Origin of the sequence: Pseudomonas sp. Xaverov 259 (assembly GCF_019352915.1) — a bacterium.
In the GTDB taxonomy this organism is placed as follows: domain Bacteria; phylum Pseudomonadota; class Gammaproteobacteria; order Pseudomonadales; family Pseudomonadaceae; genus Aquipseudomonas.
In genome coordinates this window covers 224,959-245,898 of sequence record NZ_JAAAFV010000021.1, presented here as the reverse complement: position 1 = coordinate 245,898, position 20,940 = coordinate 224,959, and the positions used below count along the sequence as shown (strand labels likewise).

Here is a 20,940-nt window from a genome sequence, read left to right as displayed (position 1 = left end):
TGCCCGCAATCCGACAGTGATTTGGGGGGCCGCCGCGATGGGCCATCCTTGGCCCAGCGCGGCTAAACCGGCATCCCTGCCGGTTTACCCCCCAAATCCCTGTCGAATTCCGGCCATCGTGTTTGACGGGGCGATTTCAGATCAAGGTCAAAAGCGCAGATCAAAAGACCGCTGACTTCGTCATCGAAAAGGATGTAAGGGCCAGGGCAACAGCAACAGCAACAGCAACAGCAGACCGCATCGTTCAAACTGTACTCGGTCAAATGTGGGAGCTGGCTTGCCTGCGATAGCATCAACTCGGTATGCCTGATACACCAAGGTGCCTGGATCCCCACATTAGGTCTGTGGTGATTTTTCAAGCCATTAACCTTACGTTACAAAACTCCCTTTCAAATTGAGCTATACAGTCAGAGCGCCAAATAGTGGCTATCTGCCGCCGCCCTGCGCCTCAATAAAAATAAGAAAGGGAGATCACCCGTGAAGCGCTTGCTCTATCCCGCTGTCGCCCTGATGAACCGTCTGAGTTTCGGCATGAAATTCAGCCTGATCAGTGTGTTGTTCTTGCTGCCGATGCTGGCGACCAACTACTTTTTGGTGCGTGACTCGTGGTCGCAATTCCAGGGCACCCGCATCGAGCTGCAAAGTCTCGATTTGCTTGGCAGCAGCCTGGCGCTGCGGCGCGACTTGGAAACCCTGAACAATCAGGTGCAAATCAACGCGGTGCTGGGGCAATCAGGCAAGGCGGGCGATCTTGAAGGCAAGATCAGCGCCCTGGAGCAGAGTGTGCTGAGCCGCTTGCAAAGCCTCAACGCCATGACCGCCGACCCCGAGCAAGCCAGTGCCTTCGAGGGCAAGCGCGACGAGTTGACCGCTGCATTCAAGGCCCAGCAGCAGGAAACCTCGCTGCTGAGCAAAAGCGCATTGATCGGCAAACTTCTCAACAAGGCGCAAATGTTGAGTCAGATCATCGCCAGCCAGTCCGGCTTGAGCCGTGACCCTCAGAGTGATTTGCGCCAGCTCACTGAACTGCTCACCAGTGTCACCCCACAAGTCACTCAAACCCTGGGCGAGGGGCGGGCCATGGGCGCGTACTCCCTGGGCCAGGGCTTTCTTAACTCATCCTCCAGCACGCGCTTTGATGAGCTGTTGCAACAGTTGGAAAAACTCCAGGCTGAATACGCCTTGAAGTTGCAGGATGCGCTGGGCGCCAGCACTGCCGCGCACGCGGCGCTCGACAGTCAGGCCCAGGCCAGCGGCGCCAGCCTCAAGCAAGGCAGCGAGTTGTTTGAAGAGCAGGTGGTCATGGCGCAAACCCTCGACGCCCCATGGCAGGGTTTCTACGAGGATGTCAGCCAGTTGATGGCCCAGACCTACCAGCTCAATGAAGCCACCCTGACATTCCTTGAGCAGCAACTGCAGCAGCGCCTGGCGCAAAACCGCACGCATATGGTGGTACTGGTGTGTGCCCTGGTGGCGGTGTTCCTGCTGATCTTCTATTTGTATGCCGGCTTCTATGCCTCCACCCGCACCACCTTGCGTCGCCTGGGGGCGATGATGGACAAGGTGGCGGCCGGCGACATGACCGTCACGTTTGTGGCCCAAAGTCGCGATGAACTGGGCGACCTGGGCCAAGTATTCAATGGCACGGTGGCCAAGATCCACGACCTGATCGAGCGTGTCGGGCATACCGTCAGCCAGGTCGAGCTGCAAGCCGGCCAGGTGCAGGCCGTCTCTTCGCAAAGCAATCAGGCGGTGTCCGGCCAGCGCAGCCAGATCGAACAGGTAGCCACGGCAATGAACCAGATGTCTTCCACGGCCCAGGAAGTGGCGCGCAGTGCGGCAGCGGCGGTCAGCAGTGCCCATAGTGTCAACGACGAAACCGTTACCGGCCGTGGCCTGGTGCAATCCCAGCAGGGCAGTATTGCGCGCCTGGCGTCGGAGATTGATGAATCGGTACGGGTGATCAATCAACTGGCCACCGACAGCCAGTCCATCAGCAGCGTGCTGGAAGTGATCAAAAGCATCGCCGAACAAACCAACCTGCTGGCGCTCAATGCGGCAATCGAGGCGGCGCGTGCCGGTGAGCAAGGGCGTGGTTTTGCGGTGGTGGCCGATGAGGTGCGCACCCTGGCCCGACGCACCCAGCATTCCACCGAAGAAATCGAACAGATGATTAGCCGTTTGCACAGCGGAGTGGGCGCGGCGGTGAAGGCCATGGGCACCAGCCATACCATGGCCAATGGCACCGTGGCCCAGTCGGAAAAGGTCCAGCAGGCCCTGGAAAATATCCTCGGCGCCGTGGGCATGATCGTCGACCAGAACCAGCAGATCGCCGCCGCCGTAGAGCAGCAAACCGCCGTCGCTCACGATATCGACCAGAACATCGTCGAAATCAATCGAGCCGGCGAACATGCGGCCCAGGGCGCGCAGCAGACCGAAGCCGCCAGCCGGCAGTTGTCATTACAGGTCATCGAGCTGAAGCACTTGATTGGGGCGTTTCGCGTGTAAGACCTGTGCGTAGGAATAGGCTTGATGGTTTGTGGTGCCGGTCCTGATTTTTTGCTGCGCCTGTTTTGAGGCTGTGGTTGGGTGAGAATTTGTTTCACCCACTCAGGGGTCTCGGGAGGCAACGCGATGACGGCGGTTATCGGCATCAAAGGGCACTGCGCCCATTGCGACATCACCTTCGAACTCAAGCCCTGGCAATTGAACGCCATTGCTATCCATGAGCCGTTTGATTGCCCGTATTGTCAGTGGGTCCTGGAATTGAACTGCCCCAGACAACTGCGCCAGTTCAAATCACTGGATCACTGGGCCATGGTGCACCCAAGTTTGATGGTATTGACCAGCGTGGTGCTGATCGTGGCGATGGTGGCCGAGTGGCTGGGCCTGATCAGCATGATCGGGCAGCTCAACGTCTCATTGCTGGTGGTGCTGATCCACTTTCTGATGCTGCGTTTTGTGCGTCACCGGCAGCGGCTGACCTTGGAACTGCAAGCAGTCAACGTGCTACCAGTTGAAGAGCTCGCACGCATTGCGTGTGCTCGTTTCGGCCAGCACTGAAGGGCTGATGCCCATGCGTTCGGCCAAGGCGTTGCAGATATCCGGCAGGTGTTGCGGGCTGTTGCGCTGGCCGGGGTACATGGCGGGTGCCATGTCCGGCGAATCGGTTTCCAGCACCAGCGCCTCAAGCGGCAGTTGGGTCAGCACCTTGTGCATGCGCAGCGCCTGGGGCCAGGTGGCCGCGCCGCCCAGGCCCAGTTTGAAACCGAGCTTGATGTATTCGCGGGCTTCCTCAACGCTGCCGGCAAACGCATGAATGATGCCGCCGCGCGGCAGGCGCATACGCTTGAGCGTGGCGATCACTGCCGCGTGGCTGCGGCGCACGTGCAGCAGGGCTGGGAGCTGGAACTCCACCGCCAGTTTCAGCTGCGCTTCAAACAGGCTTTGCTGACGTTCGCGGTCCAGCTGTTCGAGGAAGTAATCCAGGCCGATCTCACCGACGGCGCACAATTGCCGATGGCCCTGTAGACGGGTCAGCCAATCACCCAGTTCGATCAGGTCGGCGGGGCGATGGTCCTCAAGGTACACCGGGTGCAGGCCGAAGGCGGCGAATAAGCCGTCATCTTCCTGTACCAGATCCCACAGCCGTTGCCAGTTCTGCTGATACACACCCAGCACCACCATGCGCTGCACGCCGAGTTGGCGGCTGTGGGCGAGGACTTCCCGGCGATCCATGTCGAAATCCGGGAAGTCCAGGTGGGTGTGGGTGTCGATCAGCTTCACGCTCAAGCCTCGTGAATGCGCTGCTTGAAGGTCCGGCCGATGGCATGTACACCGGGCTCATACTGTTCTTGTTCGATGGCGGCCAGGGCCAGGCGCAGGGCGGTGTCGGCGATCAGTTGATGTTGCTGGGCCATGGCGTTGACTGGCAAGGGCAGGAAGTCGAGCAGTTGGGTGTCGCCGAACGTGCCCAGGCGCAACGGCCGGGATTTGAGCGGGAAGTCATGCAACGCATCGAACACACCTTGCAGCAGCACGTAGGAAGTAGTCACCAGCGCGTCAGGCAAATGCCCCAGGCGTTGCAGGAGTTCTTCCATCAACTGGCGGCCACAGTCACGGCTGAAGGCTTCACCCTGTTCGATCAGCACCTCGCCCTTGAAGTCTCGCAAGGCTTCACGGAAACCGGCGGCGCGTTCCTGGCTGATGCTCAGTTCCGGGTGCGCACCGATCAGCGCGATCTGCTTGGGCTGCGGCTGCAGCAGGCTGCTGGTGAGTTGCTGGCAGGCCTGGCGGTCGTCGCTGACCACCGAGCAGAACTGCCCGGGTTCCATCACCCGGTCGATAGCAATCACCGGCAGGCCCTTGGCTTGCAGCTCGCGGTAGCTGTCATCGCTGGCCGGCAAGCAACTGGCCACGAACAGCGCATCGCAGCGCCGCGCGCGGAACAGTTGCAGCAGTTGGCGTTCGCTGTCGGCTTCGTCATCGGAGCTGGCGATCAGCAGTTGGTAGCCGCGCGCCCGCGCGCCTTGTTCCAACAGTTTGGCAATGCGCGCGTAACTGGGGTTTTCCAGGTCGGGCAAGATAAAGCCCAAGGTGCGCGTGTGCCGACTGCGCAGCCCGGCGGCCTGAGGGTTGGGCGTAAAGCCATGGGCTTCGACCACAGCACGCACCCGTTCGACGGTGGCGTTGCTGATGCGTTGCTGTTCGGCCTTGCCGTTGATGACATAGCTGGCGGTGGTGACGGACACACCGGCCAGACGGGCGATATCACTAAGTTTCAAACCGGGATTTCCTTGTTTTTTGGAGCTTGCCCCGACATTTTGTCCAATCGTAACCGATTCCTGCACACGACTATTGTCTGAGCTCAAGCGCCGAGTGGTCCTTCAGGCTTGCATAATTAGCGCATAATCTGCCATAAATTCTAGATTAAACGTTTCAGCAAGCGTATTTTTACGATGTTCGCCACTGAGTGACTACTGCCAATTGACCACTCAGTCAGCTATTTTTGAACGCGCCTGCGCTGATTTATTCAAAACAATACCTAGTGCCCACAGTGCACTAACTAGGAGAACGGCATGCTTGAGCTCACTGTAGAGCAGATTTCCATGGGCCAGGTGGCCGTGGATAAATCTGCTGCCTTGCACCTGCTCGCGGACAAACTGGTGGCCGATGGCCTGGTCGCCGAGGGTTATCTGAGCGGCTTGCAAGCCCGTGAAGCCCAAGGCTCGACCTTTCTCGGCCAAGGTATTGCCATCCCCCACGGTACCCCGGAAACCCGCGACCAAGTGTTTTCTACGGGCGTGCGCCTGCTGCAATTCCCCGAAGGCGTGGATTGGGGCGACGGCCAGATCGTCTACCTGGCAATTGGCATCGCGGCCAAATCCGATGAACACCTGCGCCTGCTGCAACTGCTCACCCGCGCCCTCGGTGAAACCGACCTGGGCCAGGCGCTGCGGCGTGCCGGCAGCGCCGAAGCCTTGCTGAAACTGCTGCAAGGCGCACCACAGGAACTGGCACTGGATGCGCAGATGATCAGCCTGGGCGTGTCGGCCGACGATTTTGAAGAGCTGGTCTGGCGTGGCGCACGCCTGTTGCGTCAGGCCGATTGTGTGAGTAATGGTTTCGCCGCCGTGTTGCAGCAAGTCGACGCGCTGCCGTTGGGCGATGGCCTGTGGTGGCTGCACAGCGAGCAGACGGTGAAGCGCCCAGGCCTTGCGTTCGTGACGCCGGACAAACCGATGCGCTACCTCGGCCAGCCCCTGAACGGCCTGTTCTGCTTGGCCAGCCTTGGGGAAGCTCATCAGACCTTGCTCGAGCGCCTGTGCGCGTTGTTGATTGAAGGGCGCGGCCAGGAATTGGGCCGTGCTACCAGCAGCCGTGCAGTGCTTGAAGTATTGGGCGGTGAACTGCCGCCGGATTGGCCGAGTGCGCGCATTGCCCTGGCCAATGCTCATGGCTTGCATGCGCGCCCGGCGAAGATCCTCGCGCAGTTGGCGAAAAGTTTTGACGGCGATATCCGCGTGCGCATCGTTGATGGCCCGGTAGGCGCGGTGTCGGTAAAAAGTCTGAGTAAATTGCTGAGCCTCGGCGCCCGTCGCGGCCAAGTGCTGGAGTTTGTCGCCGAACCTGCGATTGCCGGTGATGCGTTGCCCGCGCTGTTGGCAGCGGTGCAGCAAGGCCTTGGCGAAGAAGTCGAGCCGCTGCCGACCGCCAGTGCCCAGCCTGCCATCCTTGAGATTGAACCTGCGATCAGCGCGCCGGTGTCCGGCAGTCAGGTCCAGGCCATCGCCGCCGCGCCTGGCATTGCCATTGGCCCGGCGCATATCCAGACCCAACAGGTTTTCGATTACCCGCTGCGCGGCGAGTCTGCGGCGATTGAGCGCCAGCGCCTGCATGCCGCGCTCACCGAGGTGCGCGCAGATATCCAGGGCTTGATCGAGCGCAGCCAATCCAAGGCGATCCGCGAGATTTTCATCACCCACCAGGAAATGCTCGACGACCCGGAGCTGACCGACGAAGTCGACACGCGCCTCAAGCAAGGCGAGAGCGCGCAAGCGGCGTGGATGAGCGTGATCGAAGCCGCCGCCAAGCAGCAAGAGTCGTTGCAGGATGCCTTGCTCGCCGAGCGCGCCGCCGACCTGCGCGACATTGGCCGTCGGGTGTTGGCGCAATTGTGCGGTCTGGAAACCGCTCAGGAGCCAAGCGAGCCTTACATTCTGGTGATGGACGAAGTCGGTCCCTCTGACGTTGCACGCCTGGACCCAACCCGCGTCGCCGGCATCCTCACCGCCCGTGGCGGCGCCACGGCCCACAGCGCCATCGTTGCGCGTGCTCTGGGCATTCCTGCGTTGGTCGGCGCCGGTGCGGCGGTGTTGTTGCTGGCTGCGGGTACACAGCTATTGCTCGACGGCCAGCGCGGCCGGCTGCATGTCGATCCCGACGCGGCCACGCTGCAACGCGCCACGGTCGAGCGCGACACCCGCGAACAGCGCCTGCAAGCAGCCTCGGCGCAGCGCCATGAACCGGCGCTGACGCGTGATGGCCATGCCGTGGAAGTGTTCGCCAATATCGGCGAAAGCGCAGGCGTTGCGGCGGCGGTGGAGCAGGGCGCCGAAGGCATTGGGCTGCTGCGCACCGAATTGATTTTTATGGCTCATCCGCAAGCACCGGATGAAGCCACCCAGGAAGCCGAATACCGCCGCGTGCTCGACGGCCTCGGCGGTCGCCCGCTGGTGGTGCGCACCCTGGATGTGGGCGGCGACAAACCGCTGCCGTATTGGCCGATTGCCGAGGAAGAAAACCCCTTCCTCGGTGTGCGTGGCATTCGCCTGACCTTGCAGCGCCCGCAGATCATGGAGGCGCAACTGCGTGCGCTATTGCGCTCGGCGGACAACCGCCCGCTGCGCATCATGTTTCCCATGGTCGGCAGCGTCGATGAATGGCGTGCCGCCCGAGATATGACTGAGCGCCTGCGCCTGGAAATCCCGGTGGCCGACTTGCAGCTGGGCATCATGATCGAAGTACCGTCCGCCGCCTTGCTCGCGCCGGTACTCGCCAAAGAAGTCGACTTTTTCAGCGTCGGCACCAACGACCTCACCCAGTACACCCTGGCCATCGACCGTGGCCACCCAACCCTGTCGGCCCAGGCCGATGGCCTGCACCCGGCCGTGCTGCAACTGATCGACATCACCGTGCGCGCCGCCCATGCCCATGGCAAATGGGTCGGTGTGTGCGGCGAACTGGCGGCAGACCCGTTGGCGGTGCCGGTGCTGGTCGGCCTGGGTGTGGATGAGTTGAGTGTGTCGGCCCGCAGCATTCCCGAAGTGAAGGCGCGGGTGCGTGAATTCAGTCTGAGCGAGGCCCAGGGCCTGGCGCAAAAAGCGCTCGTGGTGGGCTCGCCCGCCGAAGTGCGAGCCCTAGTGGAGGCCGTGTAAATGGCGAAGATTCTAACCCTGACGCTGAACCCGGCGTTGGACCTTACGGTACGTCTGGCACACCTGGAACCGGGTGCTGTCAACCGCAGCGAAACCCTGCTGACCCATGCTGCCGGCAAGGGCGTGAATGTCGCCCAGGTGCTGGCGGACCTCGGGCATGACGTGAGCGTGGGCGGTTTTCTCGGCGCGTCAAACCCTGAGGCTTTCGAGGCACTGATCGCCAGCCGCGGGTTTGGCGACGCGTTCATCCGCGTGCCGGGCGAAACCCGTAGCAACATCAAGATTGCCGAGCAGGATGGTCGGGTCACCGACATCAATGCGCCGGGGCCGCTGGTGAGTGAGCAGGCGCAAAAACAACTGCTCAAAATGGTCGCGATCATCGGCCCTGAATTCGATGCGGTGGTGGTCGCCGGCAGTTTGCCGCGTGGCGTCAGCGCGCAGTGGTTTCAGGAACTGATATACGAGTTGAAAGACCTCGGTTTGAAAGTCGCCCTCGACACCAGCGGCGAAGCCTTGCGCGCCGGCATCAAGGCCGGCCCGTGGTTGATCAAACCCAACACCGAAGAACTCGCCGAAGCCCTCGATTGCGCCACCGACTCCATCGCACAACAGGCCGAGGCCGCCGAGCGTTTGCATGCTCAAGGCGTGGAGCATGTGGTGGTTTCCCACGGCGCCGACGGTGTGAACTGGTTCAGCCCGGGCACCGCGCTGCAGGCCACGCCGCCCAAGGTCAGCGTCGCCAGCACAGTGGGTGCGGGTGACTCGCTGCTGGCCGGGATGCTGCACGGCTTGCTCAGTTTTGATCTGCCGGAAACCACCTTGCGCCGGGCCACGGCGATTGCCGCCATGGCGGTCACGCAGATCGGTTTTGGCATCAGCGATGACGCGCAGTTGGCGCGCCTCGAAAGCGGCGTCCATGTGCGCACGCTGACAGAACAATAAGAGGGTTTGTGATGAAGTTAGCCATTGTTACTGCCTGCCCGAATGGCATGGTCACCAGTGTGCTGTGCGCCCGCTTGTTGGACGCCGCCGCGCAGCGCCAGGGCTGGAGCACCAGCACCGAAGTCGTGGATGTGCAGCGCCCGGAACGGGCCTTGTCCCAAGCGACTATCGATGCGGCCGAGTGGGTGTTGCTGGTCAGCAGCACACCGGTGGATATGCAGCGGTTTGTCGGCAAGCGTGTCTTCCAGAGCACGCCGGCCCAGGCGCTGGCGGATGTCGACGCGGTGCTGCGCCGTGGCGCCGAAGAAGCCCAGGAATACGTCGCCAGCCAAGCGCCGGTGGCGGCGAAGAATGCCCCGCGCATCGTCGCCATCACGGCCTGCCCGACCGGCGTGGCCCACACCTTCATGGCCGCCGAAGCCTTGCAGCAAACGGCCAAGCGCCTGGGCTATGACTTGCAGGTCGAAACCCAGGGTTCGGTGGGCGCACGCACGCCGTTGAGCGCGCAGGCCATCGCCGATGCCGATGTGGTGTTGCTGGCGGCGGATATCGAAGTCGCCACCGAGCGTTTTGCCGGCAAGAAGATTTACCGCTGCGGCACTGGCATCGCCCTCAAGCAGTCTGAGGCCACGCTCAATAAGGCACTGGCCGAAGGCGCGGTAGAAAGCGCTGCCAGCGGTGCGGTCGGCAAAAAAGAAAAAACCGGCGTGTACAAACACCTGCTCACGGGTGTGTCGTTCATGTTGCCGATGGTGGTGGCGGGCGGGCTGCTGATCGCCTTGTCGTTTGTGTTCGGCATCCATGCTTTTGAAGAAAAAGGCACTTTGGCCGCCGCACTCAAAACCGTCGGTGATCAAGCCTTTATGCTGATGGTGCCGTTGCTGGCGGGCTATATCGCTTACTCGATTGCCGACCGTCCGGGCCTGGCGCCGGGCATGATCGGCGGCTTGCTGGCGGGCACCTTGGGGGCCGGGTTTATCGGCGGCATCCTCGCCGGTTTTCTGGCCGGTTACTGCGTCAAGCTGATCACCCGCGGGGTGCAGTTACCGCAAAGCCTGGAGGCACTCAAGCCGATCCTGATCATCCCGCTGCTGGCGAGCTTGTTCACCGGCCTGGTGATGATCTATCTGGTCGGCCCGCCCGTGGCGCGGTTACTCACGGGCCTGACGGATTTTCTCAGCACCATGGGCACCACTAATGCGGTGCTGCTGGGTATTTTGTTGGGCGGCATGATGTGTGTGGATTTGGGCGGGCCGATCAACAAGGCAGCGTATGCGTTTTCGGTCGGCCTGCTGGCCGCGTCCAGCGGCGCACCGATGGCGGCGACCATGGCTGCCGGCATGGTGCCGCCGATTGGCATGGGCATCGCCACCTTGCTGGCGCGGCGCAAGTTCGCCCAGACCGAGCGCGAGGCCGGCAAGGCTGCGATGATCCTGGGCCTGTGCTTTATCTCTGAAGGCGCGATTCCGTTCGCGGCCAAAGACCCGCTGCGGGTGATCCCATCCAGCATCGCCGGTGGCGCGTTGACTGGCGCGTTGTCGATGTATTTCGGCTGCAAACTCGCCGCGCCCCATGGTGGTTTGTTTGTGCTGGTGATTCCAAATGCGATGAACCATGCGCTCCTGTATTTGCTGGCGATTGTGGCGGGCAGCTTGGTGACCGGGTTGGTGTATGCGCTGATCAAGCGCCCGGAGGCGAGTGAGCTGACGGTAACGCCAACTCACGCCTGACACTGTTCAAAAATGTGGGAGCGGGCTTGCTCGCGAATACGGTGTGTCAGCCACTACATCTGTAACTGACACACCGCTTTCGCGAGCAAGCCCGCTCCCACATTTGATCTTCATTGGCCTGTGGGCGGTGTCACACGGGCTTCATGCTCCCGTGTTTAAGTTGCCCTTTTGATACTCAAGAGGGCACCTGCATGAGCCACTTCGATCTCGGCCGTCGCCGCGTGATGCAAGCCGTTGGCGCCGGGTTGTTGCTGCCGGGCCTGGCGCCGGCAGTGATCGCCTCGGTCAAAGACCGCCCGCAACTCACCGACGGCGTGCAGTCCGGCGACTTGCTGGGCGACCGCGCGATGATCTGGAGCCGCAGCGACCGCCCGGCGAAGATGGTGGTGGAGTGGGACACCCGCAGCGTGTTCAGCAACCCGCGCAAATTTATCTCGCCCCTGGCCGACAGCCGCACCGACTTTACCGCCCGCGTCGAACTCACCGGGCTGCCGGTCGATCAGGCGATTTTCTACCGTGTGCATTTTGAAGACGCCCAGACCGGCGTCGCCAGCGAGCCGTGGTTCGGCCACTTGCGCAGCGTGCCGCAGCAACGTCGCGACATCCGTTTTGTGTGGAGCGGCGACACTGTCGGCCAGGGCTTCGGTATCAACCCGGACATCGGCGGCATGCGCATTTACGAAGCCATGCGCCTGCGCTTGCCGGACTTTTTTATCCACAGCGGCGACACCATCTACGCCGACGGCCCGGTGCCGGCGCAGCTGACCGTTGAAGACGGGCGCATCTGGCGCAACATCACCACTGAAGCCAAAAGCAAAGTCGCCGAAACCCTCGACGAATATCGCGGCAATTACCGCTACAACCTGCTGGATGAAAACGTGCGCCGCTTCAATGCCGAAGTGCCGCAGATCTGGCAATGGGACGACCATGAGGTGATCAACAACTGGTCGCCGAGCAAGGTGCTCGATGAGCGTTACCAGACCAAGGACATCAACACCTTGGTTGGCCGCGCACGCCAGGCCTGGCTGGAATATTCACCGATGCGCCGCCAGAGCGCCGATGGCGGTGGGCGCATCTATCGCAAGCTCAGCTACGGGCCGTTGCTGGATGTGTTCGTGCTGGACATGCGCAGCTATCGCGGGCCTAACGACGACAACCTGGGCGGCGAAAAGCCTTTTATGGGCCGTGAGCAACTGGACTGGCTCAAGCGCGAACTCAAGGCCTCCCAGGCACAGTGGAAAGTCGTCGCCGCCGACATGCCAATCGGCCTCGGCGTGCCCGACGGCGAAGTCAGCCCCGGCGTACCGCGTTGGGAAGCCATCGCCAACGGCGACCCAGGCCCGGCCCAGGGGCGTGAGTTGGAAATTGCCGAACTGTTGGGCTTTTTACGCGCTCAGCAGGTGCGCAACCATGTGTGGCTGACGGCGGATGTGCATTACTGCGCGGCGCATCATTACCACCCTGACCGCGCGGCGTTTCAGGATTTCGAGCCGTTCTGGGAGTTTGTGGCGGGGCCGCTGAATGCGGGGAGTTTCGGGCCTAATCAGCTGGACAAGACCTTTGGGCCAGAGGTGGTGTTCCAGAAGGCTCCGCCTGCGCAGAACACCTCGCCGTTTGCCGGTTTTCAGTTTTTTGGTGAGGTGCAGATTGATGGGCAGACGGCGGAGTTGACCGTGATCTTGCGCGACCTGGATGGGGTCTCAGTGTTCGAGCAAAAGCTGCAGCCCGCCTGAGGACGATCGTTCCCACGCTCTGCGTGGGAACGCCGCCATGGACGCTTCGCGTCCGCTTTTAGGGCGGTGACGCGGAGCGTCACAGGATGCATTCCCACGCAGAGCGTGGGAACGATCAGTGTAGGGGCTTAGTACACATCCCGACGATAGCGGCCCTGCTCGATCAAGCGCTCCACCGCTTCGCTGCCCAGAATATCGTGGAGTGCCTGATCCACACCCGTGGCCATGCCCTGCAAGCTGCCGCACACATAAATCGCGGCGCCTTCGGCCAGCCATCGACGCAGTACGTCTGCCGACTCGCGCAGGCGGTCCTGTACGTAGATTTTCTCTGCCTGGTCGCGGGAAAACGCCAGGTCCAGCAGGGCCAGGTCACCGCTGGCCAGCCAGCCTTGCAGCTCGTCCTGGCACAGGTAGTCGTGGGCGATATTGCGTTCGCCGAACAGCAGCCAATTGCGCTGTTGGCCATCGGCAATGCGCGCTTTAAGCAGGCTGCGCAGCCCGGCCAGGCCGGTGCCGTTGCCCAGCAGGATCAGCGGCACCGGCGCTTCGGGCAAGTGGAAGCCACTGTTGCGGCGCAGGCGCAGGCTGATGCCGGAGCCGATGGCGGCGTGCTCGGTCAGCCAGCCGGAGCCCAGGCCCAGGCTGCCGTCGGGGTGTCGCTCCTGGCGCACGATCAGCTCCAGCACGCCATCGCTGGCGATCGAGGCGATGGAGTATTCGCGCATGCCCAACGGTACCAGCGCGTTGACCAGCGCTTGTGCGTGCAGGCCCACCAAGTGTGTGCGGTTGTCCGGCAGTTGGCGGCTGGCCAGTGCCTGGTTAAGGGTTTGCGCCAGACCGTCGATCATTACGCCATCGCTGCCGGCCAGGCCGAGGCCGGCGAGGAAGTGCTCGATGGCCCACGGGCAATTGCGCGGCAGCACTTCCACCAGGTCACCGGCCAGCCAGCTTTGCGGCGCAGGCGGTGTGAGGCCCAGCAGGTAGACTTCCGAGCCGGCGCTGTCGCGGTTGAGCAGGGTGCGATGGCTGAGGGTCCAGTTTTCAAACTGAGGCGCTTGCCAGGTCGCTGCCGGTGCATGGCCGGTGAGTTGGCCCAGTTGCTGTTGCCAGACCAGCAGCGCTTCGCTGTCGCCGCTGTCGACTTCCACCGGCGCGAACAACGGCGTGCCGCCCTGGTGGGTCAGCCAGAAGTGCAGGCGCCGGGCAAAGCCGCAGAAGTGTTCATATTGACGATCACCCAGGGCCAGCACCGAGTAGTTCAAGCCTTTGAGCGACAGGTCCTGGCCGAGCACGCTGCGCTCAAAACCGCGGGCGCTGTCCGGGGCTTCGCCGTCGCCGAAGGTGCTGACCACGAACAACGCATGCTGCGATTGGCTCAAGTCATCCTGGCTGACGCTGGCCAGCGGCTGCACCTTCACCGGTAAGCCGGCGGCCTGCAATTGCCCGGCGGTTTGCCAAGCCAGTTGCTCGGCAAAACCGCTCTGGCTGGCAAAGCCGATCAGCCAGGCCGGTGCATCGCTGTGGTTGGCGCCGAGGCCTTTGCGTGCGTCGCGCACCTGGCGTTTTTTGCGTCGACGGTCCAGGTACAGCAGCCAGCCGGTGATAAAGAACAGCGGCATCATCAGCGAGCTGAGCGTGAGGATGATCCTGCCCGTCCAGCCAAAGTAGCTGCCGGTGTGCAATGCATAAATGCTGGTGAGCAGTTGGGACTTGAGCGTCTTGCTCGCGTATTGGTCGTGGGATTTGACCTCGCCGGTGGCCGGGTCCAGGTTGATCTGGTTCAGCGCGCGGTCGTGGGGCGACGATGCAAGCAGGTAATACACGATGGCCGGCTGCCCGGCGACGGCCGGCATGCGGATGTTGTAGGCACTCAAGCCTGGGCCGGCGTTGGCGTAGATGCTGCTCCAGATCGCGTCATAGTTGGCCACCGGTGCCGGGCCTTCGGGCGGCGGGCCACGTTTGCGCAGGCGCTCGTTTTGCGGCGCGTCGGACAGCAGTTTGTTCAAGCCCTGGCTGTACCAGTCGTAGGACCAATACAGGCCGGTGAGCGCCGAGAACAGATAGAACAGCAGGCACCAGGTGCCGAACACCGAGTGCAGGTCCCAGTTGAAACTGCGGCCTTTTTTGCGCCAGTCCAGTGTCAGCCAGGCGCGCCAGCTTGCCACTTGGCGTGGCCAGCGCAGGTACAGGCCCGAGAGGCAGAAGAACACCAGGATAAGGGTGCAGGCGCCGGTGATGTTGCGCCCGGTTTCGCCCATGGCGAGGAAGCGGTGCAGCTGCAAGATAAAGCCGAACACATCCTGGCCGACGGCGTCGCCCATGTAGTCGCCGGTGTAGGGGTCGAAGTAGCGCATCTGGCCGCGACGTTCGCCCGGCGGGGCGGTGAAGAACACGCGCGCGGCGTTGCCGCTGTCGCTCTCCACCCACAGCATCGAGACGGTCTTGCCTTCGGTGGCCTCAAGTTTGCGCACCAGTTCGGCGGGCGGCAGCACACCGGCTTCGCGTTTTTCGACCTTCAAGACTGTGGGATTCAGCGCCCGCAGAATTTCATCCTGAAATGAGACCGCAGCCCCGGTCATCCCCATCAACGCCAGCACCAGCCCGGCAGTGATGCCGAAGAACCAGTGCAACTGGAACAGGGTTTTCTTCAACACGTCGGACCGCCTCGCTCATCTGGATGGTGTTGTCACGGCGCGCATTATGCCGTGGGTTAACGAGAAATATTCTGTTTTGCACGCAAAAGCCCCACGCATCCGATGCGTGGGGCTTCTGGCTGAACGTTGACCGCGTTTAGAAGTGGAAACTGGTGGTCAACAGCGCCGTACGCCCGGCCGCCTGGTTGGCAAAGTGCGCCGCATAGGCCTTGTCGTAGTAGGTCTTGTCGGTCAGGTTTTGCACGTTCAATTGCAGGTCGACGTTCTTGGTCAGCTTGTAGCTGGCCATCGCGTCGTAGCGGGTGTAGGCCGGTACGTACACGGTGTTGGCCGGGTCGCCGTACACCTGATCGACGTAGAACGCGCCGCCGCCGATGGTCAGTTTTGGCGTGATGTCGTAAGTGGTCCACAGGCTGAAGGTGTTCTTCGGCGTGTTAGGCATTTGGTTGCCTTTGTTGGAGCCGGCCGACACTACGTTTTGACGGTTGCCGATCTTGCCTGGGTCGACCAGCTCGCTTTTCAGGTAGCTGTAACCGGCGAACACCTGCCATTGGTCGGTGAGCTTGCCGCTGGCCGACAGTTCCAGGCCATCGACACGGGATTCGCCGCCGTTTTCGAAAGTGTTGGAGTCCACCAGGATTCGCGTGTTTTTCTTCTCGGTACGGAACACTGCTGCCGTCAACGACAGGCGGTTGTGGAACAGGTCCCACTTGGTGCCCAGCTCGTAGTTGACGGTCTCTTCGGGTTTCAGGTCGCTGGTGTTGATGCCGGTGACGAAGCCATTGGTTTCTTGCCCTTCACCCACCAGGCCGCCAACCGGCTGCGCCGACGTGGCATAGGAGGTGTAGATGCTGCCGTTTTCCAGGGGCTTCCAGACCAGACCCGCCTGCCAGTTGAAGAATTGGCTGTCGTCCTTGAGTTTGCTGCGGCCGGCTACGGCGTTGGTGTTGGCTTGCGTATCAAAAGTGTCGTAACGCAAGCCGACGTTCAGCAGCCATTTCGGGTCCAGCTCGATGGTGTCGAACACATAGGCCGCGCGGCTGGTGGCCTTGGTGTTGGTGCCCAGGTAGTTGCGTGCCACGCTGCCGGTCCAGGCGTCATCCGGTGTCGGGTTGCTCAGCGAGGTGCACTGTCCGCCGAGGCTGCCTTTGGCCACGGTACAGGTCGGGTTGCTGTTCGGGCTGACGGTGTAGCCGCTGACGCGGGTTTCTTCACCGGTGAATTCCAGGCCGGTGGAGTACGAGTGTTTCATGCCCGCCAGTTGGAAGTTGCCGAACAGATCGGTCTGGTTGGTGGTGGTGTCGGTGGTCGACACGCGGGTGTTGGCGCGGCGCCACACGGTGCCGAAACGGTTGACGTTGCGCTGGCTGTCATCCGGCTGCGTGAGTACGTAATCCTGGCCGGTGCTGCCATGGCGCAGGGTGTTCTTCAGGGTCATGTTGTCGTTCAGGTCGTGCTCGATGGAGAACGTGCTGATGTCGGCGCGGGTCTTGCGAAAATCGCGATCTTTCAAGCCGTAGAAGTTGTTGCTGTCGCCGCCGTCGGTGGGTTTGTCATGCCCGTGGGCAGTGGCGGTCGGCGAGCTGTAGCCATAAGGAATGCCCGAGTCCGGCAGGTCGTTGCTTTCCAGGTGGTAGTAGCTGAAGTTGACGCGGGTCGGGGTGCCCAGGCCGAAAGTCAGCGACGGTGCCACGCCCCAACGGTCGTAGTTGACCACATCGCGGCCGGCCACATTCTGCTCGTGGCTCATCAGGTTCAAACGGAACGCGGCGTTGTCGAGGAACTGACGGTTTACGTCGAGCACGTAGCGGCGGGTCTGGTCGGAGCCGTAGGTGAAGCCGCCGTTGGTGAAGTCGCGCGCCTGCGGCGTCTTGCTCACCAAATTGATGCTGCCGCCGGCCGAACCACGACCGCCGAACGAGGAGTTGGGGCCTTTGCTGACTTCGATCGATTCGATGTCGAAGATCTCGCGGCTCTGGCCGCCAGTGTCGCGCACGCCATCCAGGTAGGTGTCGCCCTGGGCGTCGAAACCACGGATAAACGGGCGGTCGCCCTGTGGGTTGCCGCCTTCACCGGCGCCAAAGGTGATGCCCGGTACGGTGCGCAAGGCATCCTGCAGCGAGGTGGCTGCGGTGTCTTTCAACACTTGCTGCGGCACCACGGTGACCGAGCGCGGGGTGTCCACCAGCGGCGCGGTGTACTTTTGCGACGAGGCTTTTTCGACCTGGTAGGAGGTGCTGTCCTGTTCCTGGCCGGTAATGCTGGTGGCGCCGAGGGAGATGCTGTTGCGCTCGCCTTTTTGTTCGGTGCTTTCGGCCGCTTGCGCCAGTTGGGCGGCAGAGCTGGCACTGAGTGCAACGCCGATGGCCGAAGCCAGCATGCGTGGTGAACTGGCAGGTGTTTTTAGAGTAGTGCGCGACATAACGAGTCCTTTCCCCAAGGAGGTGAGGCCGCGGAATATAGGGTCAACAAGACTTTCTATCAATTGCGATACATTACTATTCGCACTGAATTTACATTCTTTACACTTTTGCCTTACGGTTTTTACAAACTCATTCGTCTGCCGTGTTTTACAGGGCGGATAAGAATCAATACCATTGGCCCTCTCTGTTTTCAGGTATTGCCTCATGTTGCTGCATATTCCCGGCCTGTTCTCTCGCGAGGAGGTGCTGCGCATTCGCCAAGCCCTGGAAAACACCGAGTGGGCCGACGGTAAAATCACCGCCGGGCACCAATCCGCCAAGGCCAAACACAACCTGCAATTGCCCGAAGGCCACCCGCTGGCCAAGGAAATCGGCGCGGCGATGCTGGAGCGTTTATGGAACAACCCGCTGTTTATGTCAGCGGCGTTACCGCACAAAGTCTTCCCGCCGTTGCTCAACTGCTACACGGCCGGTGGCAGTTTCGACTTCCATATCGACAACGCCGTGCGCCAGGCGCGCGGCAGCCACGAGCGGGTGCGCACGGATTTGTCGTCCACGCTGTTCTTCAGCGACCCGGAGGAATACGACGGCGGCGAACTGGAGATTCAGGACACTTTCGGCTTGCAACGGGTAAAACTGCCGGCCGGCGATATGGTGCTGTACCCAGGCTCCAGCCTGCATAAAGTCAACGCCGTGACCCGTGGCACGCGCTACGCCTCATTCTTCTGGACCCAAAGCCTGGTGCGCGAAGACAGCCAGCGCACCTTGCTGTTCGAGATGGACGGCGCCATCCAGCAACTGACCCGTGACGTACCCGACCACCCGGCGCTGATCCAGCTCACCGGCACCTACCACAACCTGCTGCGCCGCTGGGTTGAGGTGTAAGCATGGGTTTTTTATTGCGCCGTGAAGAAGTGCTCAACGTCGAGCAACTGCAAAGCATGCTCGACGACTCCCCGGTGCGTGCCGCCCAGGCGATTTTAATGGCAGCCAAGGAAGGCGTGGTCGACGCTCAAGCGTTGCTCGGGCAAATCCTGTTGGAAGGGCGCGGCATTGCACGCGATGAAGCGCTGGCGCTGCGCTGGTTCCAGATCGCGGCCCATGCCGGGCATTGGATGGCGCGCAATATGGTCGGGCGTTGCCTGGAGCATGGCTGGGGCTGCGCCGTCGATGAAGCAGCGGCGGCGCAGAATTATCGCCTGGCGGCAGAAGCTGGGCTGGATTGGGGCCAGTACAATTACGCGAATCTGCTGGCCACCGGCCGGGGTATTGCTGAAGACCGGCCGCAAGCGCTGGCGCTCTACCGGCTGGCCGCAGAGCAGGGCCACGCCAAGTCGATGAACCTGCTGGGGCGTTATCTGGAAGACGGCCAGTATTGCCCTCAGGATCTGGATGCGGCCGTGGCGTGGTATCGACGCTCAGCCGAAGGCGGGGATTTTCGTGGGCAGTTCAGCTATGCGGCGGTGCTGGCTGACAGAGGCCAGATCGAGGAGGCGCTGGGTTGGTTGCGCAAGGCGCTGGCCGGCGGGAATCTCAAGTTTTTGCGCACGGCGCACAAGGCGCTGTTAAATGCAGCGCAGCCGCAAATCAGGTATTTAGCTAAGGATTTCGAGCAGCGAGTGGCTCAATTAAACGATGAGCGGCATGGGTTAGTAGTTGCTGCACCACTCTAAATCACTATGATTGAAGCTGATTCAGATTTAATCATATGTTTCGCACTGCTGCGAAGAGAGGATTTATGGGCGCCGACACTAAAGTACTGACCGCTCACGTCCCAACGGCCCTGGCGCAAAAAGTCGATCAGATGGCGGCGCGGATGGATCGTTCGCGTGGCTGGATCGTTAAGCAAGCGCTCGCCGACTGGGTGGATATGGAGGAAGAGCGCAGTCGGCTGACACGAGAGGCCATGGCCGATGTTGATGCCGGTCGGGTGATTGATCAGCAAGCCGTTCAAGCCTGGGCGGATAGTTTAAGCACTGATACGCCGCTGCCGGTCCCTCGCTGATGGAGTTGAAGTGGACCAATAAGGCCTTATCAGACCTGGCTCGACTTTTCGACTTCCTGGCCGTTGTAAATCGCATGGCGGCGGCGCGCACAGTGCAGTCACTTTCCCAAGCACCTTTGAGCTTGTTGAATAACCCGCGCATCGGTGAACGAGTTGAAGAATTTGAACCGCGGGACGTAAGACGACTGTTGGTGGGTCATTACGAAATGCGCTACGAAATTCAAGAATCAACACTTTATATTTTGCGCTTATGGCACGTGCGCGAAGATCGTTGAAATATAGACACCCATAAAAAAACCCATGACATGTCATGGGTTTTTTGTGTGCGCGGATCTTACACGTAGTAAGACTTCAGCGGCGGAAAGCCGTTGAACTCAACCGCGCTGTAGCTGGTGGTGTACGCACCGGTCGACAACCAGTACAAACGGTCACCAATCGCCAGGTTCAGCGGCAGGCCGTACTTGTAGTTTTCGTACATGATGTCGGCGCTGTCGCAAGTTGGGCCGGCGATGACCACTTCTTCCATCTCGCCTTTCTTCTCGGTCCAGATCGGGAACTTGATGGCTTCGTCCATGGTTTCGATCAGGCCGGAGAATTTGCCCACATCCGTGTATACCCAACGCTCGACGGCGGTGCGCGATTTACGCGCAACCAGCACCACTTCGCTGACCAGGATACCGGCGTTGGCGATCAACGAACGGCCCGGCTCCAGGATGATTTCCGGCAGGTCGTCGCCGAAATCTTCCTTGAGGAAGCGAATGATTTCTTCGGCGTAGGTTTCCAGGCTGTTGGTGCGGGTGATGTAGTTGGCCGGGAAGCCGCCGCCCATGTTGATCAGCTTGAGGTGGATGCCGTCTTCTTCCTTCAGGCGTTCGAAGATCACTTTGACCTTGGCGATCGCTGCGTCCCACACGCTGATGTCGCGCTGTTGCGAGCCGACGTGGAAGGAGATGCCGTAAGGCACCAGGCCCAGGTCACGGGCGAGGATCAGCAGGTCCATGGCCATGTCGGTCTGGCAGCCGAATTTGCGCGACAAGGGCCAATCGGCCGTAGTCGAGCCTTCGGTGAGAATACGCACATACACTTTCGAACCCGGCGCGGCCTTGGCGATGTTGCGCAGGTCGGCTTCGGAGTCGGTGGAGAACAGGCGCACGCCCTTCTCGTAGAAGTAGCGGATGTCTTTGGACTTTTTGATGGTGTTGCCGTAGCTGATACGGTCGGCGCTCACGCCACGGTCCATGACCTTATCCAGCTCGTAGATCGAGGCGATGTCGAAGCTCGAGCCCTTGTCTTTCAACAGGTCGATGATCTCGACGGCCGGGTTGGCCTTGACCGCGTAATAGACTTTGGCGAATTCGAAACCGGCGCGCAGGTCATCGTAGGCCTGGCTGATCATCGCGGTGTCGATCACCACGAACGGGGTTTCTTGCTTGTCGGCGAACGCCTTCATTTTGTCAAAAGTGGCGCGCGCGAAATAATCTTCGACGTTGATCGACATGCTGGGGAACTCCTAAGG

The 20,940-nt window shown here is 61.4% G+C and carries 15 protein-coding genes; 10 read left to right on the top strand and 5 right to left on the bottom strand.

Translation table 11 applies throughout. From position 1 onward, the window contains the following. Positions 1-477 precede the first annotated feature (477 nt). Positions 478-2,508, top strand: a complete 2,031-nt coding sequence (locus K0H48_RS06420; protein WP_219266830.1) for a methyl-accepting chemotaxis protein — start codon at positions 478-480, stop codon at positions 2,506-2,508. A 126-nt stretch (positions 2,509-2,634) separates the two neighbouring features. Then, positions 2,635-3,063 (top strand): hypothetical protein, encoded by a 429-nt coding sequence (locus tag K0H48_RS06415; RefSeq protein ID WP_138816878.1) that lies wholly within the window; start codon positions 2,635-2,637, stop codon positions 3,061-3,063. On the opposite strand, the gene K0H48_RS06410 is transcribed toward K0H48_RS06415, so the two are convergent. Further along, positions 3,010-3,786, bottom strand: a complete 777-nt coding sequence (locus K0H48_RS06410) for a TatD family hydrolase (protein WP_219266829.1) — start codon at positions 3,784-3,786, stop codon at positions 3,010-3,012. The two genes, K0H48_RS06415 and K0H48_RS06410, sit on opposite strands and share 54 nt — an antisense overlap. 2 nt (positions 3,787-3,788) lie before the next feature. Continuing rightward, positions 3,789-4,784 carry a catabolite repressor/activator gene (cra, locus tag K0H48_RS06405; protein ID WP_138816876.1) on the bottom strand — a complete coding sequence of 332 codons (996 nt, stop codon included), beginning with the start codon at positions 4,782-4,784 and terminating at the stop codon, positions 3,789-3,791. 294 nt (positions 4,785-5,078) lie between these two features. On the opposite strand from cra, the gene ptsP reads away from it, so the two are divergent. From ptsP to K0H48_RS06385, 4 genes are all read left to right on the top strand, one after another. Beyond that, positions 5,079-7,937 (top strand): phosphoenolpyruvate--protein phosphotransferase, encoded by a 2,859-nt coding sequence (gene ptsP / locus K0H48_RS06400; RefSeq protein ID WP_219266828.1) that lies wholly within the window; start codon positions 5,079-5,081, stop codon positions 7,935-7,937. Further along, complete coding sequence (pfkB, locus tag K0H48_RS06395) at positions 7,938-8,879, top strand: 1-phosphofructokinase (protein ID WP_219266827.1); 942 nt, start codon at positions 7,938-7,940, stop codon at positions 8,877-8,879. It begins immediately after the preceding gene. Between the two features lie 11 nt (positions 8,880-8,890). Beyond that, on the top strand, positions 8,891-10,609 hold the full coding sequence (locus K0H48_RS06390) for a PTS fructose-like transporter subunit IIB (RefSeq protein WP_219266826.1): 1,719 nt from the start codon (positions 8,891-8,893) through the stop codon (positions 10,607-10,609). Between the two features lie 191 nt (positions 10,610-10,800). Then, positions 10,801-12,342, top strand: a complete 1,542-nt coding sequence (locus tag K0H48_RS06385) for an alkaline phosphatase (protein WP_099548346.1) — start codon at positions 10,801-10,803, stop codon at positions 12,340-12,342. Between the two features lie 128 nt (positions 12,343-12,470). On the opposite strand, the gene K0H48_RS06380 is transcribed toward K0H48_RS06385, so the two are convergent. Next, positions 12,471-14,996 (bottom strand): sulfite reductase flavoprotein subunit alpha, encoded by a 2,526-nt coding sequence (locus tag K0H48_RS06380; protein ID WP_219266825.1) that lies wholly within the window; start codon positions 14,994-14,996, stop codon positions 12,471-12,473. A gap of 136 nt (positions 14,997-15,132) precedes the next feature. After that, complete coding sequence (locus K0H48_RS06375; protein WP_219266824.1) at positions 15,133-17,418, bottom strand: TonB-dependent siderophore receptor; 2,286 nt, start codon at positions 17,416-17,418, stop codon at positions 15,133-15,135. A 205-nt stretch (positions 17,419-17,623) separates the two neighbouring features. On the opposite strand from K0H48_RS06375, the gene K0H48_RS06370 reads away from it, so the two are divergent. From K0H48_RS06370 to K0H48_RS06355, 4 genes are all read left to right on the top strand, one after another. Further along, positions 17,624-18,304: a Fe2+-dependent dioxygenase gene (locus tag K0H48_RS06370; RefSeq protein ID WP_138816870.1), complete on the top strand. Its 681-nt coding sequence runs from the start codon at positions 17,624-17,626 to the stop codon at positions 18,302-18,304. Positions 18,305-18,306: 2 nt separating this feature from the next. Then, positions 18,307-19,092: a tetratricopeptide repeat protein gene (locus K0H48_RS06365; RefSeq protein ID WP_219266823.1), complete on the top strand. Its 786-nt coding sequence runs from the start codon at positions 18,307-18,309 to the stop codon at positions 19,090-19,092. Between the two features lie 65 nt (positions 19,093-19,157). After that, positions 19,158-19,424 (top strand): CopG family ribbon-helix-helix protein, encoded by a 267-nt coding sequence (locus K0H48_RS06360; protein ID WP_219266822.1) that lies wholly within the window; start codon positions 19,158-19,160, stop codon positions 19,422-19,424. Beyond that, the gene (locus K0H48_RS06355) at positions 19,424-19,699 is read left to right on the top strand and encodes a type II toxin-antitoxin system RelE/ParE family toxin (protein ID WP_219266821.1); all 276 of its coding nucleotides are present in this window, start codon (positions 19,424-19,426) and stop codon (positions 19,697-19,699) included. The genes K0H48_RS06360 and K0H48_RS06355 overlap by 1 nt, the downstream gene beginning before the upstream one ends. Positions 19,700-19,758: 59 nt before the next feature. Here the strand turns inward: K0H48_RS06355 and K0H48_RS06350 are convergent, their stop codons facing one another. Further along, entirely contained in the window at positions 19,759-20,922 is a 1,164-nt protein-coding gene (locus K0H48_RS06350) for a type III PLP-dependent enzyme (RefSeq protein WP_071485924.1), read from the bottom strand. Positions 20,923-20,940 lie beyond the last annotated feature (18 nt).

What these genes read in the sequence shown, in the direction of transcription:
- K0H48_RS06415 (WP_138816878.1), top strand. Translation starts at nt 2,635, where the DNA reads ATGACGGCGGTTATCGGCATCAAAGGGCACTGCGCCCATTGCGACATC.
- ptsP (WP_219266828.1), top strand. Translation starts at nt 5,079, where the DNA reads ATGCTTGAGCTCACTGTAGAGCAGATTTCCATGGGCCAGGTGGCCGTG.
- pfkB (WP_219266827.1), top strand. Translation starts at nt 7,938, where the DNA reads ATGGCGAAGATTCTAACCCTGACGCTGAACCCGGCGTTGGACCTTACG.
- K0H48_RS06390 (WP_219266826.1), top strand. Translation starts at nt 8,891, where the DNA reads ATGAAGTTAGCCATTGTTACTGCCTGCCCGAATGGCATGGTCACCAGT.
- K0H48_RS06385 (WP_099548346.1), top strand. Translation starts at nt 10,801, where the DNA reads ATGAGCCACTTCGATCTCGGCCGTCGCCGCGTGATGCAAGCCGTTGGC.
- K0H48_RS06375 (WP_219266824.1), bottom strand. Translation starts at nt 17,418, where the DNA reads ATGTCGCGCACTACTCTAAAAACACCTGCCAGTTCACCACGCATGCTG.
- K0H48_RS06370 (WP_138816870.1), top strand. Translation starts at nt 17,624, where the DNA reads ATGTTGCTGCATATTCCCGGCCTGTTCTCTCGCGAGGAGGTGCTGCGC.
- K0H48_RS06365 (WP_219266823.1), top strand. Translation starts at nt 18,307, where the DNA reads ATGGGTTTTTTATTGCGCCGTGAAGAAGTGCTCAACGTCGAGCAACTG.
- K0H48_RS06360 (WP_219266822.1), top strand. Translation starts at nt 19,158, where the DNA reads ATGGGCGCCGACACTAAAGTACTGACCGCTCACGTCCCAACGGCCCTG.
- K0H48_RS06355 (WP_219266821.1), top strand. Translation starts at nt 19,424, where the DNA reads ATGGAGTTGAAGTGGACCAATAAGGCCTTATCAGACCTGGCTCGACTT.
- K0H48_RS06350 (WP_071485924.1), bottom strand. Translation starts at nt 20,922, where the DNA reads ATGTCGATCAACGTCGAAGATTATTTCGCGCGCGCCACTTTTGACAAA.